Origin of the sequence: Sphingomonas sp. (assembly GCF_017745215.1) — a bacterium.
Lineage (GTDB): Bacteria > Pseudomonadota > Alphaproteobacteria > Sphingomonadales > Sphingomonadaceae > Sphingomonas.
Map to the genome: position 1 here is coordinate 255,732 of NZ_JAGHZV010000001.1, position 17,506 is coordinate 273,237.

Consider the following 17,506-nt stretch of genomic DNA (forward strand, 5'->3'; position numbering starts at 1 on the left):
CCCGGAGTTGTAAGGTCATCGCGCGGAAATTGAAATTCTCTCAAATTTGAGATATCTCTCAATTTATCGGGAGGAGTCGAAGGATGCGCGAGGCGATGTTGGGCGTGGCGGCGGAAGGGCCCTATGCGCGCTATTGGCGGCCCGAACTCGCGCCGCTGCCCGAGGAGGTGATCGAGGCGCTGGCGCGCGGCGCGCGGCCGGCCGAGCTGTTCGCGGGCCCCGAGGACGCCGCGGCGATGCTCGAGGGCGAGGCGCCGGTCGAGACCGGGTGGAGCTGGACGCGCGCGGGCGGGGCGCGGGTGTTCTGCCGCACGCGGATGCCGCGGGTGACCCCGGCGATGTGGGACTGGTGGTTCGGCTGGCACGGCAGCGAAGCCGAGCGCTACCGGCTGTGGCATCCGCAGGCGCATGTCTCCGCGGCCTGGGCCGATGGGGAGGGCGAGACCGGGGACTATGTCGGGCGGACCTCGCTGGTGACCGAATATCTCGGCGCGTCGCCGGTGCGCGTCGCGATCCGCTTCGTCGCGCCGGCGGAATTCGGGGTCGACGAGCGGCGGCTCGCGGCGCTGGGCCAGGCGATGGTCTGCGCGCGCGTGGGGCTGCAGGGGAGCCCGGTCGAGAGCGGCGCGATGATCCACCAGCTCCGCCCGATCCCCGGCGGCTGCGAGATGCGTTCGCGCTTCTGGCTGTTCGGCGAGCAGCTCAGGCTCGGGCGCTGGCAGGGCCCGATGGGGCGACTGCTCGCGCGGCTGGTGCCGGTGCGCCCCGCGCAGGCCGAGGCGCTGCTCGTCCATTGCGCCGAGGAGATGAATCATCTCGCCACCTTCCTCCCCGAGCTCCACGCCGAGTTCGGAGGCGCGCGATGATCCGCGACGGCAAGCGCGGGCGCAACTTCCGCCGCGGCGAGCCCGGCTATGAGGCGGCGCTGTTCGGCACCAGCTTCAACCGGCGCGACACCGGGCGGCGGCCGGCGCGGATCGTCCAGGCCAATTCGGCCGAGGAGGTCCAGGCGGCGGTGCTCGCGGCGCGCCAGGAGGGGCTCAAGGTCAGCCTCTGCTCGGGCGGGCACAGCTGGTCGCAGAACCACATCCGCGACGATGTGCTGATGCTCGACCTCTCGCGCTTGAACGCGATCGAGATCGACCGCGAGGCGATGTCGGTACGGATCGGCGCGGGGGTCGAGGGCGCGGCGCTCAACCGGGCGCTGGCGCGGCGCGGGCTGTTCGTGCCGACGCCGCACGCGCCCGACGTGGGGATGGGCGGGTTCCTGCTCCAGGGCGGGTTCGGCTGGGGCAGCCGGGCATTCGGGCTGGGCTGCGAGCAGGTCACGGCGATCGAGGCGGTGCTCGCCGACGGGCGGATGGTCCGCGCCGATGCCGAGACCCATGCCGAGCTCTACTGGGCGGCACGGGGGGCTGGGCCGGGGTTCTTCGCCGCAGTGACCGCCTATCACCTGCGGCTGCACAAGCGGCCGCGCGCGATCGGAATCCAGCTCCAGTTCTTCGCGATGGACCAGCTCGATACGGTGTTCCGCTGGGTCGACGAAATGGGCCCGAGCGTCTCGCGCAAGGTCGAGCTGCAGGTGCTGATGTCGCCCTATATGCGGATCGGCGGCGGGCCGACGATCGAAGTGATCGCGCCGGTGCTCGCCGACAGCTGGGCCGAGGCGCGCGCGGCGACGGCGTTCGTCCGCGAGAGCGCGATCCGCCGCCACGCGCGGCTGACGCTGCCGCTGATCCCGATGTCGCTCGACCGGATGCAGAAGGGCGCGGCGCGCTCGCACTTCCCAGACGGGATGCATTGGAGCGTCGACAATATGTGGACCGACGCGCCGGTCGAGGCGCTGCTGCCGGGGCTCAGGCGCATCGCCGAGACGATGCCGCCGGCGCCGAGCCATGTGCTGTGGCTGGACTGGCGGCCTCAGGGCGGGCGGCCCGACATGGCCTTTTCGGTCGAAGGGCAGCGCTACATCGCGCTCTACGGCGAGTGGAAGCGCGCCGAGGACGATGCGCGGTTCGACGGCTGGGCGGCGGGGCAGATGCGCGCGATGGCGCCGCTCGCCTGCGGGATCCAGCTGGCAGACGAGAACCTCGGCCAGCGCCCGGCGCGCTTCCTCACCGACGCCAATGCCGCGCGGCTGGCGGCGGCGCGGGGGCTGTACGACCCCGAGGAACGGTTCGTGCGCTGGATGGCCGATCCGGTGACGGGCGGAGGTGAGGGCGAGCGGGCGGCCCGCGCTCAGCCGAGCATCCACACCGTCACGGCCGCGCTGACCGCGGCGGCGAGCAGCGCGACGACGATGTAGCGCCAGCCACCGATCACGCGGATGCGCTCGATCTCCTTGAGCGGCGGGGCGGGCGGGGCGCCGCCGGGGGCGGGGAATTGCCGCTCGATGTTGCGGACCAGCTCGGGGAGCCGCAGCAGCGTGCGGACGTCGAGCACCAGCCGGTCGGCGAGCTTGGCCTCGGGGCCGAGCTCGGTGCGGATCCATTCGCCCACGAACGGGCCCGAGGTCTCCCAGAGGTTGATCTCGGGATCGAGCCCGCGCGCGACGCCCTCGACCATCACCATCGTCTTCTGGAGCAGCAGCAGGTGCGGCTGGGTTTGCATGTCGAAGTCGCGGGTGATGTTGAACAGGCCGTCGAGCATGCCGCCGACCGACATCTCCTTGACCGGCAGCCCGCGCATCGGCTCGCCGACCGCGCGCAAGGCGGTGGCGAACTCAGCGACATTGTGGTGCGGCGGGACGTAGCCCGCCTCGAAATGGATTTCTGCCACGCGCTGGTAGTTGCCGGTGATCAGCCCGTAGAGGATCTCGGCGAGCCACACACGCGCGCGGCGATCGATCCGGCCCATGATCCCGAAGTCGATCGCGGCGATCCGTCCGCCGGGGAGCGCGAAGAGGTTCCCCTGGTGCATGTCGGCGTGGAAGAAGCCGTCCGAGATCGCCTGGCGGAGGAAGGCGTGGACGAGCGTCTCGGCGAGCGCATGCGTGTCGTAGCCGGCCGCCAGCAACGCCTCGCGGTCCGAGAGCTTGATGCCGTCGATCCATTCCAGCGTGAGCACCTTGCCGGTGGTGCGCTGCCAGTCGATCGCGGGGATCCTGTACAGCGGCTCGGCTTCCATGTTCTCGGCGAGCTCGGAAGCCGAGGCGGCCTCGCGGCGCAGGTCGAGCTCGCGCGCGGTCCAGCGCTTGAAGGTCTCGATGACGAGCCGGGGGCGGAGGCGCGAGGCCTCGCCGCCCATCGCCTCGACCTGGGCGGCGGCCCATTCATAGGTGTCGATCGCCTTGGCGAATTCGGTCTCGATGCCGGGGCGGAGCACCTTGATCGCGACGTGGCGCCCGTCGGTGGTGACTGCGCGATGGACCTGCGCGATCGACGCGGCACCGACGGGGACTTCGTCGATCGACTGGAACAGCGCCTCTAGCGGGCGGCCGAGGCTCGCGCGGATGCGGTCGCGGATCACCGGAAAGGGGAGCGGCGGCAGCGCGTCCTGGAGGCGGAGCAGGTCGTTCGCGGCTTCCTCGCCGACGAGGTCGGGGCGCGTCGCGAGCGTCTGGCCGAGCTTGATCGCGGCGGGGCCGATCGCCTGGAAGGCATCGGCGTAGCGCGGCACCTGGGGCACGCGCGCGCCGAAGCGGGCGATGCGCGCGAGCCGGCGGACGGGCGCGGGGGTGTTGGGGTCGCGCTCGATGCCGGTGAGCGCGCCGTGACGCGCGAGCGTGCGGCCCCAGCGCAGCAGGCGCCAGAGGTGGAGGGCGGGATGTGCCACCAGCCCTAGATCTTCCAGCCCGAATGGATCGCGACGAGGCCGCCGAGGATCGGCTCGGCCCTGGTCTGGACGAAGCCGGCGTCGCGGATCATCGCTTCGAAGGTCGGCATGTCGGGGAAGCGGCGGATCGATTCGATGAGGTAGCGATAGCTCTCCGCATCGCCCGCGAGCAGCTTGCCGAGCTGGGGGACGAGGTGGTGCGAATAGGCGTCATAGACCTCGGCGAAGCCCGGCCAGACGGTGGTCGAGAATTCGAGGCAGAAGAAGCGCCCGCCGCGCCGGAGCACCCGGTGCGCCTCGCGGAGCGCCGCGGGGATGTCGGTGACGTTCCGGATGCCGAAGGCGATGGTATAGGCGTCGAAGAAGCGGTCGGGGAACTGGAGCGTCTCGGCGTTGGCTTCGGTCCAGACGAGTTCGTCGAACCCCCGTTCTGCGGCGCGCTCGACGCCGACGGCGAGCATCTCGGGGTTGATGTCGGCGACGGTGATCGCCGCGCCCGATTGCGCGAGGCGGAAGGCGATGTCGCCGGTGCCGCCCGCCATGTCGAGGATCGCCTCGCCCGCGCGCGGCTTCACCCGGCGGACGAACTGGTCCTTCCAGAGTCGATGCATGCCCGCGGACATGGCGTCGTTCATCAGGTCGTAGCGTGAGGCGACGCTGGAGAAGACCTGGCCGACGCGGCGCGTCTTCTCCGAAGGGGCGACGTCTTCATAGCCGAAGGATACGGTGTCGGGCATGGCTGGGCCTTAGCGGGGGCAGGGGCCATAGCAAACCCCCGTCGTCCGGCTTTCGCCGGGATGACGATTGGGGCATGGGAACGCCATGCCCGAACTCCCCGAAGTCGAGACCACCGTGCGCGGGCTGGAGCCAGTGCTCCAGGACCAGCGGATCGAACGCGTGACGCTCAACCGGAGCGATCTGCGCCGGCCCTTCCCCCAGGACCTGGGGCAAAGGCTGACCGGCGCGACCGTCACCGGGCTGGGGCGGCGCGCCAAATATGGGCTGATCGACACCGATCGCGGGGACACGCTGGTGTTCCACCTCGGCATGTCGGGGCGGTGGCGGATCGACCCGGCCGAGCTCGGCAAGCACGACCATGTCGTGATCGAGACGGCCGGGCACCGGCTGGCGCTCAATGACGCGCGACGGTTCGGGTCGCTCGACCTGGTGCCGACCGCGGGGCTCGAGCAATGGCCGGCCTTTGCGGCGCTGGGACCCGAGCCGCTGGGGCCGGAATTCAGCGCCGAGCATCTGGCCAAGGCGTTCAAGGACCGGATCGCGCCGGTGAAGGCGCTGCTGCTCGACCAGCGCGTGGTGGCGGGGCTGGGCAACATCTATGTATGCGAGGCGCTGTACCTCGCGGGAATCGCGCCGCATCGCGAGGCGGGCACGATCTCGAAGCCGCGGCTGGTCAAGCTGGTGGAGGCGGTGCGCGACGTGCTGACCGCCGCGATCGCCGCGGGCGGCTCGACGCTCAAGGACTATGCCCGCCCCGACGGCGAGCTCGGCTATTTCGCCAAGCAATGGCGCGTCTACGGCCGCGAGGGCGAGCCGTGCGGGAGCGGTGGCGTGGTCGAGCGACGAGTCGATTCGGGGCGCTCGACCTTCTGGTGCCCGCAGTGCCAGAAATAGCCCCCAGGCCGTCGTCATAGATTCACCAACCGTCATCCCGGCGAAAGCCGGGACCCAGGGTCAAGCAGGACGTCGCTCGCGGCCTTGGGCCCCGGCTTTCGCCGGGATGACGAAGAGAGAGGCGGGGGTGACGTTTGCGGGAGATGCCTCAACACAAGCGGTTGACCCGAATCGCCCGCGGCGCTAAGGGGCCCGTCTTTCCGGGCGTGGGCGGCTGGTCCCGCGCCCTTTTATTCGAGCAGGAACGAGAACGGCATGGCGAATACGCCGCAAGCGAAGAAGCGTATCCGGCGGAACGACCGCCGCGCGGAAGTCAATGGCGCGCGCGTCAGCCGCATCCGCACCTTCGTGAAGAAGGTCGAGTCGGCGCTGGCCGCCGGCGACAAGGCCGCGGCGAAGGCCGCGCTCGCCGAAGCGCAGCCCGAGCTGGCGCGCGGCGTGGCCAAGGGCGTGCTTCACAAGAACACTGCCGCCCGCAAGTTCGCGCGCCTGAACAAGCGTCTCGAAACGCTCGCATAATCGTAATTTATTCGTAACATTGCCCGCCGGGACGCGTTCCGGCGGGCTTTTCGCGTTCGTTTCGGTTACGAAATCAAGTCGAATCGGAGGCATCGCGCGAAGCCGCGGAATTGCGCGAGTCGCAACATGCTGCGCAACATGCGAATGGTTAATTCTTCTATTTTCAAAGACTTAAATTGATCTCTCGACCTGACTCCTTGGTTTTCCGGGGGTTGGCGGATGTCAACAAATCTATTTCAAAAACTTTACACCCATCCCCCTTGCCCGACTCAGATTCTGGTTTCTAAATGCCCCTCCCAGTGCGGTGGTTCTCGCGCTTTGGGGGTCAGCAGCGTCCGGTGTTCGCGAATCGGGATCGATTCCCGTGGCGGCGGAGCGTTGTCTGTTGGGCACGATGCGGACGGGGCGAAAGTCCGCAAAGGAGGGGTGAGCCGGATCGATGGCGGAGCTGCAGGCATTGGAACGTACGGACGCGGATACGATCGCGAAGGCATGGGCGCATGTTCGAGGGAATCTGCGCCGCTCGGCAGGTCAGAGACTGTTCGATCAGTGGCTGAAGCCGATCGTGCTCGGCGACTCGGACGCGGCGACGATTCGCTTGCTGCTGCCCTCGGCGTTCATGACCCAGTGGGTCCGCAACCATTATGCCGAGCGGTTGCTGCTCGAATTCCGTGCGGTGATGCCGGCGGTCGCGGCGGTGGCGATCGACACCGCGGTCGATGACAAGGCGCGCCGCCTGAGCGCCTCGCAGGCCGCGCCTGCCGCGCCGGCGGCCGAGCGCCCGGCGTTCGACCCGCGCTTCACCTTCGACCGTTTCGTGGTCGACGCCTCGAACCGCGTCGCGTTCAACGCGGCGGTCGCGCTGGCGATGCCGGGCGTGCCGCAGTTCAGCCCGCTCTACCTCCATTCGGCGACGGGCCAGGGCAAGACGCACCTGATGCACGCGATCGGCCACGCCTTCCTCGAGGCCAATCCCGAGGCGACGGCGATCTACATGCCGGCCGAGCGCTTCATGTTCGAGTTCGTGCAAGCCCTGCGCGCCAAGGACACGATCGCGTTCAAGGCGCGGCTGCGCAGCGTCGACCTGCTGATGATCGACGACTTGCAGTTCGTCGGCGGCAAGGGCGATTCGACGCAGGAAGAGGTCTTCCACACGGTCAACGAGTTCATGGCTTCGGGGAAGCGGCTCGTGATCGCCGCCGATCGTGCGCCCCAGGCGCTCGAGGGCTTCGAGACGCGCCTTGCCGGCCGCCTCGCCTCGGGGCTGGTCGCCGACATCCGCCAGCCCGAGCTCGAGCTGCGCCGTGCGATCGTCCGGCGCAAGCTGGTCGACATGCCGCAGGCGAACGTGCCGGGCGACGTGGTCGAGCTGCTCGCGCAGCGGATCACCGCGAACGTCCGAGAGCTGGAGGGCGCGCTCAACCGGCTCGTGGCCTACGCTTCGCTCACCAACGAAGCGATCACGCTCGACTTCGCGACCGCGACGCTCGGCGAAGTGCTGCGCAGCGCCCAGCGCCGGATCACGATCGACGAGATCCAGCGCGCGGTGTCGAGCCATTTCGACGTCAAGCAGCTCGACCTGATCTCGGAGCGCCGCGCGGTTGCGATCGCGCGCCCGCGGCAGATCGCGATGTACCTCGCCAAGCGGCTGACGACGCGCTCGCTGCCCGAGATCGGCCGCAAGTTCGGCAACCGCGACCATTCGACCGTGATCCATGCGGTGCGTCGCATCGAGGAGCTGCGCGGCAAGGATGGCGAGATCGACAGCGCCGTGCGCACGCTGATGCGGCAGCTCGAAGGGGCCTGAGGCCGCGGTCCCTGCGGATAAGGTCCTGCCTGACGGCGGGGGCGGGGTGGAGGAGACGAGAGCGGGCAAGCTTTGGGTCACGCCTCCACCCCGATCTGCTTTCGGGGCGATCCTCTCAATCGTCATCCCTGCGAAAGCCGGGACCCAGGGCAGCAAGCCGTGTCGCGCGTGGCCCTGGGTCCCGGCTTTCGCCGGGATGACGGTTTTGGGGTTCAGGCGAGCGCGGGCCTCAAGGCACGATCCGGAACCAGTAATGATAGTCCTTCGCCACGCCGCTCACTCGCGCGCCGGCGATGGTGACGTCGTAATAGAGGTTGGGCTGGAGCCCCTCGGCGGCGAATTGGAAATTGTTGGGCAGGCCGATCCCGTCGTTGTCCGCCTGGACAGACGACACCGCGAGCGGTGCGCCGCCGCGCGGCTGGATCGTAACCTGGGCGGAGGAGAAATCGACTTCGCTATTGCCCCCGAACGCCGTCGACTTGTCGGCGATCACCGAGAAGGAGAGCAGTGCCTTGGCGTTGAAATAGCGCGCGGGATAGTCGTGCCAGGGATAGGCGACGACCTCGGGCAGCGCGGCGGGGACGCTGCCGGCGGCAGGATTCATCACGCGGATCGAAGCGGCGTCGATCCGCTTGGTGATCGCCGATGGCGCACCGACGCGGCCATAGGCGACGCTGTTCAGGAAGGGAAAGAGCAGCCAGCGGCGGTGGCCGACGCTGTTCGCGGTGCGGTTGTAGATGTCGGTGAGCCAGCCGATGACGATGTCGTCGTTGCTGACATAGGCGAGCCCGCCGCCGATGCCGACGAACAGGTCGCTGTTGGCCGAGGCGTCGGCGCCCGCCTTGGTGAAGCAGGTCCAGTTGGGCGGCGGCGTGTGGCTCATCTGCGCATTCGCCGCGGACATCAGCGACGCCGCCATCACCCCGCCCTCGTCCTCTGCGGCATAGGTGACCGGGGGCAGGTCGTGGTGCGCGCGGATGTCGTTGATGATCCAGAGCACGCGCGCGGTGACTTCGGGCTTGAGCCGGCCGCTGTCGCAGGCGCCGACGTTGGGCGGAACCGCATAGATGGCGGCGAGGCCGGCGAAGAAGTCGCTGCCCGTCGCCGGGCCGCGCGGTGGGGGCGTGGGCGGCAGGACCGGCGGCTTGGCGACCGGGCTCTCGACCGTGATCCGCGCTGTGGTCTCGCTCACGCTCTGAGCAGGGGCGCTCTGGCAGCCGGGCTCGCCGCAATCGGCGACGGCTGCGAGGAGGAGGAGTGCCGGGAGCATTTGCACGACTATGCATGAGCCGCCCGCGCTTGGCGAGCGGCTCGCACAGGGGTTCGTCTCAGACCTGGAGTCCCACGGCTTGCTGCGCCGCCCGGAGCGTCGGCGCGGCGAGGGCCTGGGCCCTGTCCGCGCCCCGGACCAGCTCGGCCGCGACCTGCGCACGGTCGCCGAGCAGGTCCTGGAAGCGCGTGCGGATCGGGCTCAGCACCGCGATCGCCAGGTCGGCGAGCGCGGGCTTGAACGCGCCGAAGCCCTTGCCGGCGAACTCGCTCACCACCGACTGGGGATCGCGGTCCGCCAGCGCGGCGTAGATCGTCACGAGGTTCTTGGCCTCGGGGCGCTCCTCCAGCGCGTCGAAGCTGTCGGGCAGCGGCTCGGGGTCGGTCTTCGCCTTCCTGAGCTTCTGCGCGATCGTGTCGTCGTCGTCGGCGAGGTTGATCCGGCTCATGTCCGAGGGATCGGACTTGCTCATCTTGGCCTGGCCGTCGCGCAGGCTCATGATCCGCGGCGCCGCCTTGCTCACCAGCGCCTCGGGCAGCGGGAAGAGCTCGACCTCGAAGTCGGTGTTGAACTTGGCGGCGATGTCGCGCGCGAGCTCGAGGTGCTGCTTCTGGTCGTCGCCGACCGGCACGTGCGTCGCCTGATAGACGAGCACGTCGGCCGCCTGGAGCACGGGATAGGTGAAGAGCCCGACGCTCGCGCCTTCGCGGTTCTTGCCCGCCTTGTCCTTCCACTGGGTCATGCGGTTGAGCCAGCCCATCCGCGCGGTGCCCTGGAGAATCCAGCAGAGCTCGGCATGCGCGGGGACGCGCGCCTGGTTGAACAGGATCGAGCGGTCGTCGATCCCGGCGGCGAGCAGGACCGCGGCCATCTCGATGGTGGAGGCGGCGAGGTCGGCGGGGCTCACGTTTCCGGTGAGCGCATGGAGGTCCGCCAGGAAGAACAGGCAGTCGCCGCCGCCCTGCTCGACCCGGTCCTGCATCGCGACCCATTGCTTGATCGCGCCGAGATAGTTGCCGAGGTGGAGATTGCCGGTGGTCTGGATGCCCGAGACGACGCGCATGGGTCTTGTCACTCCGCGCGCCCGGTTGACCGTTCGGCCGTTGGACCGGCCGCGGGTCCCGGGCGGCGGGGGCGCGATCCGCGCTGGATCGGTCCGGGACGCGGCGGGCTGTAGCGGGGGATCGCGGGGAGGGGAAGGTGGAACGCAAGTCGTTGTCGCTACGCGGAATGGGCGATACGCAGGTCTTCACGGGTACGGCGGGGCGGTAGCGATGGCGACGACAGACTATGCGAAGACGATGGCTCGGTTGCCGGATGAGTCATTGGCCCGCATCGCCAACCCCGCCCCGGGCGAAGACTATGAGCGTGACGCGATAGACGCAGCTCGCCGCGAACTCACGCGGCGCGGAATTTCCGTGGATGAGCTCGAAATGCCGGCTCCGACGACTGTCGAGATGCGGCACGACGGAAGGGTGGACGAGCCGCTGAGCACCGCCGGACGGATCGGCTTCTTCCTGTTCGGCTTCACCGTCCTCGGCATGCTCGCCGCGCTCATCCTGGGCATGATGGGCTATACCCGGAAATTCGAGGCGGCGATGGGGGCAAGCGTCCTGGGGTTCATCGTCATCTGGGCGACGGTGGGCGGTGCGGCGTATCTCGCAACCTTCTGACAGAAGGGCCGCGCGAGGAACTGATCGCGGCGCGCGACGCCTACCCGCGCCGCCGCACCAGCGCCTTCAAGTCGGAGAGCAGGAACGCCCGTGTCGCGAAGCAGGCGACGCCGTAGATCGCGCAGCCGGCGCCGACCAGCACCACCAGCGCGCCGTAGCGCTCCCAGATCAGGCCGTTGAGCCAGGGGTCGAGCAGCCGGTCGAAGCCCCAGATCGCGGCGCCCATCAGCACCGCCGCCAGCGCGAGGCGAGGGATGCGGCGCCTGAGCTGCGCGTCGGCGACGAAATGGCCGCGCTTCGCCAGCGTCGCGTAGAGCATCCAGACATTGACCGTCGACGAGAGCGCCGTCGCCAGCGGCGGGCCGACATGGCCGACCAGCGGGATCAGCGCGAGGTTCGCGGCGATGTTCACGCCCACCGAGATCGTCGCGAAGCGCACCGGCGTCCTGGTGTCCTGGCGCGCGTAGAAGCCGGGGGTGAGCACCTTGATCAGCACATAGGAAGGCAGGCCGAGCGAGAAGCCCGCGAGCGCCCAGGAGCATTTCACCGTGTCCTCGGCGGTGAAATGGCCATATTGGAAAAGCCCGCGCACGATCGGCTCGGCGGCGACGATCAGCGCGACCATCGCGGGGATCGTCAGGAACAGCGCGAGCTCCATGCCGCGGTTCTGCGTCTCCATCGCGCCCGCTTCGTCGCCCCTGGTGAGGAGGCGCGAGATGGTGGGGAGCAGGATCGTGCCGAGCCCGATGCCGATCATGCCGAGCGGCAGCTGGTTCACGCGGTCGGCGTAATAGATGAACGAGATCGAGCCCTCGCCGAGCAGATAGCCCGAGAGCGCGGTCGAGATGACAAGGTTGAGCTGCACCGCGCCCGCGCCGAGCGCGGCGGGGAGGATCAGCTTCATCAGCTGCTTCACGTCGGCATCGAGGCGGGGGAGGCGCGGTTTGAGCGACACGCCCGAGGCCTTGCACGCGATCCACAGCCAGCCGAGCTGGAGCACGCCGCCCAAGGGCACCGCGATCGCCTGCGCGCGCGCGGTCTCCTCGGGGGTGCCGTGGAAGACGAACAGCGCGAACACCATCGCGATGTTGAGCAGGATCGGCGCGGCGGCGTTGACCCAGAATTTGTCGAGCGAATTGAGGATTCCGCCGAGCAGCGAGGCGAGGCAGATCAGCATCAGGTAAGGGATGGTGATCCGCCCGAGCTGGACCGCGAAGGCGAATTGATCGTGGGTCGGGTGCTGCTTGTGGAAGCCGCCCGACAGCACCGCGGTGAGCGGCCAGGCGGCGGCGAGCATCACGACGGTCATGATCACCAGGAAGGCGAACAGCACCGAGAGCGTGCGCTCCGCGAAGTCGAAGGCGGGGCCACGGTCGCCGTCGGCTTCGGCGAGCTTGCGGTTGAACATCGGGATGAACGCCGATGCGAAGGCGCCCTCGGCGAAGAAGGCGCGGAACATGTTCGGGAGGCGGAAGGCCACCAGGAACGCGTCCGACGCGAAGTTCGCGCCGACGTAGCGCGCCTGGAGCGAATCGCGGACCAGCGCGAGGATGCGGCTCGCGAGCGTGAGTCCGCCGACCGACCCCAGGCTTTTCGCGAGCTTCATGCGCGTATTCCTAGCCTTGGAATCGATCCGGTTGGACCACCGCCGTCATCCCGGCGAAAGCCGGGACGACGATCGTTGAGTTAGGCGTGTGCTCAAGCCTGGCCGATTTCGAAGCCGCTGCCCGAACCACCCTGGGCGGCGCGCTGCAGGTAGAGGCTCGCGAAATCGATCGGCTCGAGCATCAGCGGGGTGAAGCCGCCGTCGCGAGTCGCATCCGCGAGCACGCGGCGCGCGAAGGGGAAGAGGATGCGCGGCGCTTCGCCGAGCAGGAAGGGCTCGAGCTGGTCGGCCGGCACGTTGCGGATGCCGAACAGGCCGGCATAGCTCAGGTCGACGACGAAGGCGGTCTGCGAATCGGTGGTCGCCTTGACCTCGATCTTGATCACGACTTCGAAGGCTTCCTCGCCCACCTGCGCCGAGGCGATGCTGAACTGCACGTCGACCGAGGGCTGGACCGTCGCCTGGAAGATGCCCGGCGCGTTGGGGTTCTCGAAGGAGAGGTCCTTCACATATTGGGTGAGCAGCCCGACCGCGGGCCCCGTATCCTCGCCGTTGATCGCGGGAGCGCCAGTATCGACGCCGGTTTCGGGCTCGGCCATTTCGTGATCCTTCTTTCTTCTTCGGGAGAGTGCGCGTGCGGTTCACGCGCCGAATTGCGCGCCGCGCCTAGCAGGGGCGCTGGAACGATTCAACGTCCCGAGACTTCCCACAGGCGGACGCGTCCCAAAAGCAACACGGATTTGAATCAATTGCCGCAAGGCCCTATGTACGGTAGCGAGTGAGGTTCGGAGGCACGGTGTTCTTCTTCATCATCTTGTTCGCGATGATCGCTGCGTTCCTGGCATTCCGGCTCTACGCCGTGCTGGGCAAGCGCACGGGTCACGAGCAGCCCCTGCCCAAGCCGGCGGAGGAGCGTATCGGCGCGCCGTCGATGCCGCGCACGATCGACGTGGTCCCGGAAGTCCGCGAGCCCAACAGCCGCGCGATCGAGGCGGGCGCCGAACAGGGCCTGCGCGCCGTGATCTCGGCCGATTCGAGCTTCGACCTGAGCCAGTTCGTCGAAGGCGCGAAGAACGCCTATCGAATGATCCTCGAAGCCTTCTGGAAGGGTGACACCGAGACGCTCGAGTGGCTCGTCGAGGATGAGGTGCGCGCGGCGTTCAACCAGGCGATCTCCGAACGCCAGGCGGCGGGCCATGTGCTCGACAACCGGCTGGTCGCGATCGAGCGGGCGATGATCGCCGACGCTTCGGTCGAGGGCAGGGTCGCGCGGATCACGGTGCGCTTCGACGCCGACATCGCTGCGGTGACCCGCGACAACGACGGCAATGTCGTGGCGGGCTCGCTCACCGACGCGGTCGAGGCGCACGACCTGTGGACCTTCGCGCGCAACCTGCGCAGCGACGACCCGAACTGGAAGCTGGTCGAGACCGACGAGGTCTGAGGGCTCCTTTCCTGATCCCATTATCGTCATCCGGGCGAAAGCCGGGACCCAGGGCGGCAGGCGAAATGGCTCGTGGCCCTGGGTCCCGGCTTTCGCCGGGATGACGGGTGGGGCATAGGCGATCCCGGGTCAGGTTTGCGGAGGACAGACATGCGCATCATCGGCGTCGTGGCGCTTGCCTTGCTGCTGGGCGCATGCTCGGGCGGCGTCGTGCCGCGCTATCCCGCTCCGGCGACCGCGGGCCCCGCGCCCCAGCGTCCGCCGGCCGAGAAGCCGCGCCAGCCGGTGCCCGCCACGCCGATCAAGCCCAGCGACGCCCCCGCGGCGCCCGCGGGAACCAAGACCGCGGTGCTCGCCGGGCTCGCCGCCGGGCCCGCGGTCGCCGACCTGCCGATTGACCAAGCCGACGCCGAGCGCGCGCTCGCGGCATTCCGGCTGAGCTGCCCGGCGCTGCTCAAGCGCACCGATGCGAGCGGGCTCACCCGGCCCGAAGACTGGCGTTCGGCGTGCAGCGCCGCGGCGGGCTGGGAGTCGCGCCGCGCCCCCGACTTCTTCGCCCAATATTTCGAAGCGGTGCAGGTCGCCGACGGCAAGGCCTATGCCACCGGCTATTACGAGCCCGAGATCGCCGGGTCGCGCGACCACCGCCGCGGCTTCGACGTGCCGATCTACGGCAAGCCCGACGACCTGATCGAAGCCGACCTCGGCCTGTTCTCGGACAGCCTCAAGGGCAAGAAGATCCGCGGCCGCGTCGACGGGCAGAGCTTCGTCCCCTATTACGACCGCGGCGCGATCGAGGACGGCGCGATCGGCGGCCATGCGCCGGTGATCGCCTGGGCAGCGGATCCGGTCGAGGTGTTCTTCCTCCAGGTCCAGGGCTCGGGGCGGCTGCGCGACACCAACGGCGAGGTGATGCGCATCGGCTATGGCGGGCAGAACGGGCGCGACTATACCGGCATCGGCGCGCTGATGCGCGACCGCAAGCTGCTCGGGCCCGGGCAGCTCTCGATGCAAGGGATCATGGCGTATCTGCGCGAGCACCCCGCCGAGGGCGACGCGATCATGCGCGAGAACAAGAGCTTCGTCTTCTTCCAGGAACTGAAGGGTGCGGGACCGCTGGGCGCGCTCGGCTATGCGGTGACCGGCAACACGACGGTGGCGGCGGACCCGGCGTTCATTCCGCTGGGCGCGCCGGTGTTCCTCTCGATGGACCGCACCGACGCGACCGGGCTTTGGGTGGCGCAGGACACCGGCGGCGCGATCAAGGGACCCAACCGCTTCGACACCTTCTGGGGCGCGGGCGACGATGCGCGCGCGACCGCGGGCGGCATGTCGGCGCGCGGGACGGCGTTCGTGCTGCTGCCGGTGGGGACGCTCGCGCGGCTGGCGCCGCCGCCGGTCTATACGCCGCAGTGAGGCGGCGGTGAGGAAGCTGGCGCCCGAAGAAGCGGCGCTCTGGCAGCGCGTGGTGGCGAGCGTCAAGCCGATCCATGCGGCGCGGGCAAAGGCCGCCCCGAAACCTCCCCTTCCCGAAAGGGAGGCGGGCTCGATGCCCCCTTCGCCGGCTTCTCCGGCGACACCCGTAAAGCCTGTTGCGAAGTCTCCAGCACGACCGCCGCAACCCAATCCTTCCCCAAAAGGGGAGGCCCCCAACACCCTCGACGGCGGCTGGGACCGCCGCCTCTCGCGCGGCCTGGTCGGCCCCGACGCGACGGTCGACCTCCACGGCCACAGCCTCGCCACCGCCCATGCCCGGCTCGACCGCGCGCTCGAGCAGGCCATCTCGCAGGGCGACCGCCTCGTCCTCCTCGTCACCGGCAAGCCGCCGCGGCCCGAGTCGGAGCGGCCGCATGCGCGTGGGGCGATCCGCGCCGCGGTGGGCGACTGGCTCGCCGCCTCGCGCTTCGCCGACCGTATTGCTGCGGTGCGGAACGCGCATCCGCGTCATGGCGGGACAGGCGCACTCTATATCGTTCTGCGGCGGCAACGAAACGCTTCCTCAACGGCAAAATCTTAACCTCTCTCTGCCAGCGTAACCATCGATCGGAAGGGGCGCGGAACAAGTGACCGCGCTGGTGGGGACTCGGGCGGGCTAAGTGGACGGATTCTCGCTCAAAAGTCGTGCAATCGCGTTTGCGATGTGTGCCGGAGCGGTGGCGTTCATCCTCGCCCTGGCGGTCACGGCGCACGACCAGATCTCGGTGGAAGGCGCCGCGCGCGCGCTGATCGGGGCGATCCTGGTCGGCGTGATGTGCTGGGCCTCGGCCGAGCGCACCGTTGCGTCCACCGCGCAGGCGATCGACGCGGCGATCGAACGGCTCAGCCGCGCCGCCAACGGCGACCTCGAAAGCGAGATCCCCGAGGAAGTCCACGACTGCGTGCCGCCGCTCGCCGAAGCGATGTCGGGGCTGTTCAGCCAGCTCCACGCCAATCTCGAGAGCGTCCAGCGGCTCGCGATGTTCGATCCCGTCACCGGCCTGCCCAATCGCACCAACTTCCGCCGCACCAGCGAGCGGATGCTCGCCGAGATGCCGCCGCAGCAGGCCTCGGTGCTTTATTTCATCGACCTCGACCGCTTCAAGGCGGTCAACGACACGATGGGCCATGCGATGGGCGACGTGCTGCTCGGCATGGTCGCCAACCGCCTGCGCGCCGTCGCCGACCGGTTCACGGCAGAGGGCGAGCTCAAGACGCCGCTGATCGGGCGCCTCGCGGGCGACGAGTTCACGATGTTCTTTCCCGACATGCGCAACATCCGCGACGCCGAGCGGATCGGGCGCGGCATCCTCTATGCGCTGTCCGAGCCGTTCGACCTCGCCGACCAGGAAGTGTCGATCGGCGCATCGATCGGCATCGCGCTGCGCCCCGAGCATGGCACGACGCTGCACGACCTGATGCGCGCTGCCGACGCCGCCATGTACGCCGCCAAGGCGCAGGGAAGGGGCCGTACCCAGCATTTCAACGACGAGCTCGCCGCCGAGATCGCCGAGCGCGCGCAGCTCGAGAGCGACTTGCGCGAGGCCGTGGACAAGGGCGAGTTCGCGCTGGTCTTCCAGCCGCAGCTCGGTGCGCACAACGGCGAGATCGTCGGCGCCGAGGCGCTCCTGCGCTGGCGCCACCCGGACGGGCTCAAGCTGCCCGGCAGCTTCATCCAGCGCGCCGAGGAGACCGGGCTGATCGTCGAGATCGGCGAATGGGTCGTCACCTCGGTCGCCGAGACGATCGCGCGCTGGGGCCGGCTGGGGCTCGAGCAGCGGCTCGCGGTCAACATCAGCCCGCGCCAGCTCGACCATGCCGCCTTCTTCCGGCGTCTTCGAGAGGCGATGCTCGCCGCGGGGGCGCCGGCCAAGCTGCTCGAACTCGAGATCACCGAGACGCTGGCGATGCATTGCTCGGACGAAGTGCTGGAGGCGATCGCGCTGCTCCGCACCGACGGAGCGAGCGTGGCGATCGACGATTTCGGCACGGGCTATTCGAACCTGACCCGGCTGCGCAACTTCCCGGTCAATCGTGTGAAGCTCGATCGCAGCCTGGTCGAGCATGTCGCCGACCATGCCGAGGCGCGCTCGATCGCCCAGGCGGTGATCGGGCTGGTACATGGGCTGGGCTGCGAAGCCGTGGCCGAGGGGATCGAGAGCGAGGCACAGGCCGCGGTGCTGCGCGTGATCGGCTGCGACGTGCTCCAGGGCTATGCGATGGCCCAGCCGATGGCCGAGGATGCGTTCCTCGCCTGGGTGCGCGAGCCGGGCCGGCAGCGGGCGGCGGGGTGACTTCTTCTTAA

General features: G+C 69.2%; 16 protein-coding genes. 10 read left to right on the forward strand and 6 right to left on the reverse strand.

Annotated features, from left to right (window positions below; all coding sequences use genetic code 11):
* Positions 1-83: 83 nt before the first annotated feature.
* Positions 84-866, forward strand: coding sequence for a hypothetical protein (locus J7495_RS01280; protein ID WP_294054256.1), 783 nt, complete (start codon positions 84-86; stop codon positions 864-866).
* Positions 863-2,305 carry an FAD-binding oxidoreductase gene (locus tag J7495_RS01285; protein ID WP_294054257.1) on the forward strand — a complete coding sequence of 481 codons (1,443 nt, stop codon included), beginning with the start codon at positions 863-865 and terminating at the stop codon, positions 2,303-2,305. The genes J7495_RS01280 and J7495_RS01285 overlap by 4 nt, the downstream gene beginning before the upstream one ends.
* Here the strand turns inward: J7495_RS01285 and ubiB are convergent.
* Both ubiB and J7495_RS01295 read right to left on the reverse strand, forming a co-directional pair.
* Positions 2,239-3,774: a 2-polyprenylphenol 6-hydroxylase gene (ubiB, locus tag J7495_RS01290; RefSeq protein WP_294054258.1), complete on the reverse strand. Its 1,536-nt coding sequence runs from the start codon at positions 3,772-3,774 to the stop codon at positions 2,239-2,241. The two genes, J7495_RS01285 and ubiB, sit on opposite strands and share 67 nt — an antisense overlap.
* Positions 3,775-3,779: 5 nt before the next feature.
* Complete coding sequence (locus J7495_RS01295) at positions 3,780-4,511, reverse strand: class I SAM-dependent methyltransferase (protein WP_294054259.1); 732 nt, start codon at positions 4,509-4,511, stop codon at positions 3,780-3,782.
* Positions 4,512-4,596: 85 nt separating this feature from the next.
* On the opposite strand from J7495_RS01295, the gene mutM reads away from it, so the two are divergent.
* The 3 genes from mutM (at position 4,597) to dnaA (ending at position 7,732) form a co-directional block, all read left to right on the forward strand.
* Positions 4,597-5,406, forward strand: coding sequence for a bifunctional DNA-formamidopyrimidine glycosylase/DNA-(apurinic or apyrimidinic site) lyase (gene mutM, locus J7495_RS01300; RefSeq protein ID WP_294054260.1), 810 nt, complete (start codon positions 4,597-4,599; stop codon positions 5,404-5,406).
* Between the two features lie 255 nt (positions 5,407-5,661).
* The gene (gene rpsT, locus J7495_RS01305; RefSeq protein ID WP_294054261.1) at positions 5,662-5,925 is read left to right on the forward strand and encodes a 30S ribosomal protein S20; all 264 of its coding nucleotides are present in this window, start codon (positions 5,662-5,664) and stop codon (positions 5,923-5,925) included.
* Between the two features lie 439 nt (positions 5,926-6,364).
* Positions 6,365-7,732: a chromosomal replication initiator protein DnaA gene (dnaA, locus tag J7495_RS01310; RefSeq protein WP_294054262.1), complete on the forward strand. Its 1,368-nt coding sequence runs from the start codon at positions 6,365-6,367 to the stop codon at positions 7,730-7,732.
* Between the two features lie 229 nt (positions 7,733-7,961).
* Here dnaA and J7495_RS01315 read toward each other — a convergent pair whose 3' ends face one another.
* Together J7495_RS01315 and trpS are read right to left on the reverse strand one after the other, a co-directional pair.
* Positions 7,962-9,002, reverse strand: a complete 1,041-nt coding sequence (locus J7495_RS01315) for a CAP domain-containing protein (RefSeq protein WP_294054263.1) — start codon at positions 9,000-9,002, stop codon at positions 7,962-7,964.
* A 58-nt stretch (positions 9,003-9,060) separates the two neighbouring features.
* Positions 9,061-10,065: a tryptophan--tRNA ligase gene (gene trpS / locus J7495_RS01320; protein ID WP_294054501.1), complete on the reverse strand. Its 1,005-nt coding sequence runs from the start codon at positions 10,063-10,065 to the stop codon at positions 9,061-9,063.
* 211 nt (positions 10,066-10,276) lie between these two features.
* Here trpS and J7495_RS01325 point away from each other — a divergent pair, with 211 nt between their 5' ends.
* Complete coding sequence (locus J7495_RS01325; RefSeq protein ID WP_294054264.1) at positions 10,277-10,675, forward strand: hypothetical protein; 399 nt, start codon at positions 10,277-10,279, stop codon at positions 10,673-10,675.
* Positions 10,676-10,715: 40 nt separating this feature from the next.
* Here the strand turns inward: J7495_RS01325 and murJ are convergent, their stop codons facing one another.
* Together murJ and secB are read right to left on the reverse strand one after the other, a co-directional pair.
* Positions 10,716-12,281, reverse strand: coding sequence for a murein biosynthesis integral membrane protein MurJ (gene murJ, locus J7495_RS01330; RefSeq protein ID WP_294054265.1), 1,566 nt, complete (start codon positions 12,279-12,281; stop codon positions 10,716-10,718).
* A 92-nt stretch (positions 12,282-12,373) separates the two neighbouring features.
* Entirely contained in the window at positions 12,374-12,880 is a 507-nt protein-coding gene (gene secB, locus J7495_RS01335) for a protein-export chaperone SecB (RefSeq protein ID WP_294054266.1), read from the reverse strand.
* A gap of 179 nt (positions 12,881-13,059) precedes the next feature.
* Here secB and J7495_RS01340 point away from each other — a divergent pair, with 179 nt between their 5' ends.
* The 4 genes from J7495_RS01340 to J7495_RS01355 all read left to right on the forward strand — a co-directional run bounded on the left by J7495_RS01340 (position 13,060) and on the right by J7495_RS01355 (position 17,495).
* Positions 13,060-13,725 (forward strand): Tim44/TimA family putative adaptor protein, encoded by a 666-nt coding sequence (locus tag J7495_RS01340; protein ID WP_294054267.1) that lies wholly within the window; start codon positions 13,060-13,062, stop codon positions 13,723-13,725.
* 150 nt (positions 13,726-13,875) lie between these two features.
* The gene (locus tag J7495_RS01345) at positions 13,876-15,141 is read left to right on the forward strand and encodes an MltA domain-containing protein (RefSeq protein WP_294054268.1); all 1,266 of its coding nucleotides are present in this window, start codon (positions 13,876-13,878) and stop codon (positions 15,139-15,141) included.
* Between the two features lie 7 nt (positions 15,142-15,148).
* Positions 15,149-15,742 (forward strand): Smr/MutS family protein, encoded by a 594-nt coding sequence (locus tag J7495_RS01350; protein WP_294054269.1) that lies wholly within the window; start codon positions 15,149-15,151, stop codon positions 15,740-15,742.
* A gap of 79 nt (positions 15,743-15,821) precedes the next feature.
* Positions 15,822-17,495 carry an EAL domain-containing protein gene (locus J7495_RS01355; RefSeq protein WP_294054270.1) on the forward strand — a complete coding sequence of 558 codons (1,674 nt, stop codon included), beginning with the start codon at positions 15,822-15,824 and terminating at the stop codon, positions 17,493-17,495.
* Positions 17,496-17,506: the final 11 nt, after the last annotated feature.